At 69.5% G+C, this 3567-nt stretch carries 5 protein-coding genes; 2 read left to right on the top strand and 3 right to left on the bottom strand.

The window, feature by feature from the left end; translation table 11 throughout:
• Positions 1-43: 43 nt before the first annotated feature.
• The 3 genes from ACFU7D_RS26835 to ACFU7D_RS26825 form a co-directional block, all read right to left on the bottom strand.
• The gene (locus ACFU7D_RS26835; protein WP_378873133.1) at positions 44-550 is read right to left on the bottom strand and encodes a lecithin retinol acyltransferase family protein; all 507 of its coding nucleotides are present in this window, start codon (positions 548-550) and stop codon (positions 44-46) included.
• A gap of 75 nt (positions 551-625) precedes the next feature.
• On the bottom strand, positions 626-1111 hold the full coding sequence (locus ACFU7D_RS26830; protein ID WP_378873131.1) for a GtrA family protein: 486 nt from the start codon (positions 1109-1111) through the stop codon (positions 626-628).
• 175 nt (positions 1112-1286) lie between these two features.
• A complete protein-coding gene (locus tag ACFU7D_RS26825; RefSeq protein ID WP_378873129.1) occupies positions 1287-2015 on the bottom strand; it encodes a helix-turn-helix domain-containing protein in 729 nt (242 codons plus the stop codon).
• A gap of 206 nt (positions 2016-2221) precedes the next feature.
• On the opposite strand from ACFU7D_RS26825, the gene ACFU7D_RS26820 reads away from it, so the two are divergent.
• The gene (locus ACFU7D_RS26820; RefSeq protein WP_378873127.1) at positions 2222-3076 is read left to right on the top strand and encodes a formate/nitrite transporter family protein; all 855 of its coding nucleotides are present in this window, start codon (positions 2222-2224) and stop codon (positions 3074-3076) included.
• A gap of 4 nt (positions 3077-3080) precedes the next feature.
• Complete coding sequence (cynS, locus tag ACFU7D_RS26815) at positions 3081-3533, top strand: cyanase (RefSeq protein WP_378873125.1); 453 nt, start codon at positions 3081-3083, stop codon at positions 3531-3533.
• Positions 3534-3567 lie beyond the last annotated feature (34 nt).

Raw genomic sequence — 3567 nt, 5'->3', positions numbered from 1 at the left:
GGCCCGCACCGTCCGTTGCGTACGACAGCAACTGTCGTCCGGCTCAGGGGGCGCAGTCCCGGTCGCCGTCGACGGGCACCACGGTCCGGCCCCCGCTACGACGGTGCCACAGGCCCCGTAGGGCATAGGCACACATGCTCACGGTCCCCAGGACGATCAGATGGACCCCGGCGGCCTGAGCCATGGCGAGCGAGGCGAGAGCCCCGGGCGCCGCCATCGCCCAGCTGCGCACCTGCCTGCTCGCGGCCGACCCGGTCGAGGCCCAGGTCGCGAAGTGCTCGCAGTTGTTCCTGACCAGGTGGTAGCCACTCATCCCGAGGCGGGACTCGGCTCGGCTGATGATCTCCTCGACCGGCGGCCGGCCGCGGTAGGTACGGACGAACACCTCCCCGCCGTCGGCGAAGGACTCGAGCGAGCTCCGCTCGACACGCCTGCCGGTGGCGGCCGTGCCGGTGTAGTGGATGACGGTCCCGTCGCCACCGTCGATGCCGTGGTGGGTGTAATACCGTCCCCGGCCTCGGCGGACGAAGATGTGGTCACCTCGTGCCACGGGCTCAGCTGTCCTCCGTCGAGGTCCGCCCCGCGACCCGAGGCAGCAGACGGCGGTGCGCCTGCGGTCGGGTCGTCATGCGGCGGGCCCCCACGGCTCACGGGTGACGGGCTGGTTGAACACGAACCGGCGGAACACCCAGAATCGGGTCGCCGTGCTGATCCCCAGCCCGATCACGTTGGCCGACAGATTGTCCGCGAGCGGGCTGGAGAGACCTAGGACGTAGCGGCTGATCCACAGGCACACGACCGGGATGGCCATCGTGAGCGCACCCAGCACGAAGAACCTGACCACACCGGTGGTCTGGTCACGCGCCTCGCGTTCCCGGAAGGCCCACACCCGGGTCCCGACGTACGCCACGATCCCGGCGACGACGTTGGCCACCACGTACGCGACGATCGGATAGCTCCGCAGCGGGGCGACACCGAAGAGCAGACCGTGCGCCAACGCGTTGAAGCCCACGAACGAGACCGCGGTGGCCAGACCACCGACCGCGAGGAACCGGACCATCTCACCGAGAAGCCGCGATGCCCGGCTTCTCCAGGTCGGTGTCGCGATCACATGTTTGATGCTACCCACCCGACCGCCCCATCCGTCCGCGTTCGGACGGGAAAGCAAAATCGTGTCCGGAGAGCGTCATGCCGCACCCGCCTGCGAGCTCGTGGGGAGCTCATGTCGCCATGGCCGTCCACATGTGCCGTGCCGGCGGTGGGTGTCGATCCCGCCTCGGCCGTGGCTACCCGGCGGCTCGTGCCCAGGAGCTCGGGGTCTGGCCGTACTGACGACGGAAGGCACGACCGAACGTACCGACCTCGCTGAATCCGCTGGCGCGGCAGGCGTCGGAGACGGTGGCACCGCGGGAGAGCAGTGCGCCGGCGAACTCGAGGCGGGCCCGTCGGATCTCGGCCGCGGGCGAGCGACCGTCCTCGGCCAGCAGAGCCTGGACGGAACGTACGGACAGATGCAGCTCCGCGGCGAGCGTGGCCGCGGTGAACTCCGGGTCCCGGAAGCGCTCGCGCACGCGCTTGTCCACCGCCGCGCGAAGGGCGTAGCGCGTGGTGATGTCGACCTCGTCGACCTCGTCGAGCGCGAAGCCGGGGGCATGAGGGGCGAGGGCGAAGGAGAGCAGCCTGGCCCCGGCGGCACCGACGGCGCGGGTGGACCAGGCGACCGGCAACGGTCGGCCCTGTCGGGTGAAGAACCACTCCGGTGCTGAGTTGGCGGGCGATCCCGGGCGGCCGAGGATCGGGCAGGCCTCGGAGGGATACGCGGTCCCGTCGGGGTGGTGATCGTGGAGCGTCTCGTGGCTGGGCGCGCCGATGATCTCGTCGGCCGAGCTGTAGCCGAGCAGGGACAGCGCGGCCTGGTTGGCCAGCTGGACGGTGCCGTCGGCACCGATCACCCACAGCGCGGTGGGGGTCACGTTGACCACCGCGGCCAGCAGATCGTCGTCGAGCGGTTCCATCCGACCCAGGTTGGCTTCGCCTGGTTTCGGGATCGTTCGCCTGCCTGTATCGCTTCGGTTAACCCGATCCCGTGACGCGCAGATCGCCGCAGATCGTGCGCGGATGGCCTACTCGGGTGGCCGCCTCAGGTGATGGCATGAGCGTGGGTCAACGGCGATCCGAGGTTCCAGTCCTACGTGCCCACCTCGTCCCCAGGAGGCGACCCATGTCCTACGTGAGCCCGAGGGAGCTTGCCGGCCGCATCATCAGCTCCGGCGAGTCCAAGGTCTTCATGTCGACCAGAGACACGTTGATACGTGCCTACATGGCGGGAGCCATCTTGGCGCTGGCGGCCGCGTTCGCGGTCACCATCGGCGCCAAGACCGGCGAGCCGCTCATCGGTGCGGTGCTCTTCCCGGTCGGCTTCTGCATGCTCTACCTACTCGGCTTCGACCTGCTGACCGGTGTCTTCACCCTGGTTCCGCTGGCCTGGCTGGACCGGCGCCCCGGCGTCACCTTCGGCGCGATGATGCGCAACTGGGGCCTGGTCTTCGTCGGAAACTTCGCCGGCGCGCTGACCACGGCGGTGATGATGGCGATCTACTTCACCTACGGGTTCTCCGTGGAACCCGATGCGGTCGGCCAGGCGATCGGCGCCATCGGCGAGGGCCGGACGCTGGGCTACGCCGACCATGGTGCCGCAGGGATGCTGACCCTCTTCGTACGCGGCGTGATGTGCAACTGGATGGTCTCCACCGGCGTGGTCGGCGCGATGATGTCCGACAGCCTGCCCGGCAAGGTGATCGCGATGTGGATGCCGATCATGGTCTTCTTCTACCTGGGTTTCGAGCACTCGGTCGTCAACATGTTCCTCTTCCCCTCGGGGCTGATGCTCGGCGGCGACTTCACCGTCGGCGACTACCTGCTCTGGAACGAGATCCCGACCGTCCTCGGCAACCTGGTCGGAGGCCTGACCTTCGTCGGCCTGGTCATCTACGCCACCCACCACCGAACCGGCACGGAGCGTGCGCGTCCTGAGCCGGTGGCTCCCAGCAAGTCGACCGTCGCGAGCGAGGCCTGAGCAGATGACCCAGCCCATCTTGAGCAAGACCGAGGCCGCCGCGGCGGTCACCTCCGCCCGACTGCGTGCCGGGATCACCTGGGCCCAGATCGCCGAGCGGGTCGGCCGGGCGCCGGTGTGGACCACCGCCGCCCTGCTCGGCCAGCACCCGATGAGCGCGGCCGAGGCGGAGGCCGCCGGCGATCTGCTCGGCCTCGAGCCCGAGGTCGTCGAGGCGCTGCAGGTCCAGCCCTACCGTGGCGCGGCCCCCGGGGTGGCGTCCGACCCGACGATCTACCGCTTCCACGAGGCCCTGGCCGTCTACGGCCCTGCCCTCAAGGAGCTGATCCACGAGGAGTTCGGCGACGGCATCATGAGCGCGATCAACTTCAAGGTCGACATCGCTCGCCGCGCCGATCCCGGCGGGGACCGGGTCGTGGTCACCTTCGACGGAAAGTTCCTCGACTACAACTGGTGAAGATCCTCCCGGCCGAGCGGCCGCTGTCCCGGGC

The organism is Nocardioides sp. NPDC057577, assembly GCF_042801335.1.
GTDB lineage: Bacteria > Actinomycetota > Actinomycetes > Propionibacteriales > Nocardioidaceae > Nocardioides.
The sequence above is the reverse complement of the archived record's forward strand: the minus strand, read 5'-3'. Positions and strand labels throughout refer to the sequence as shown.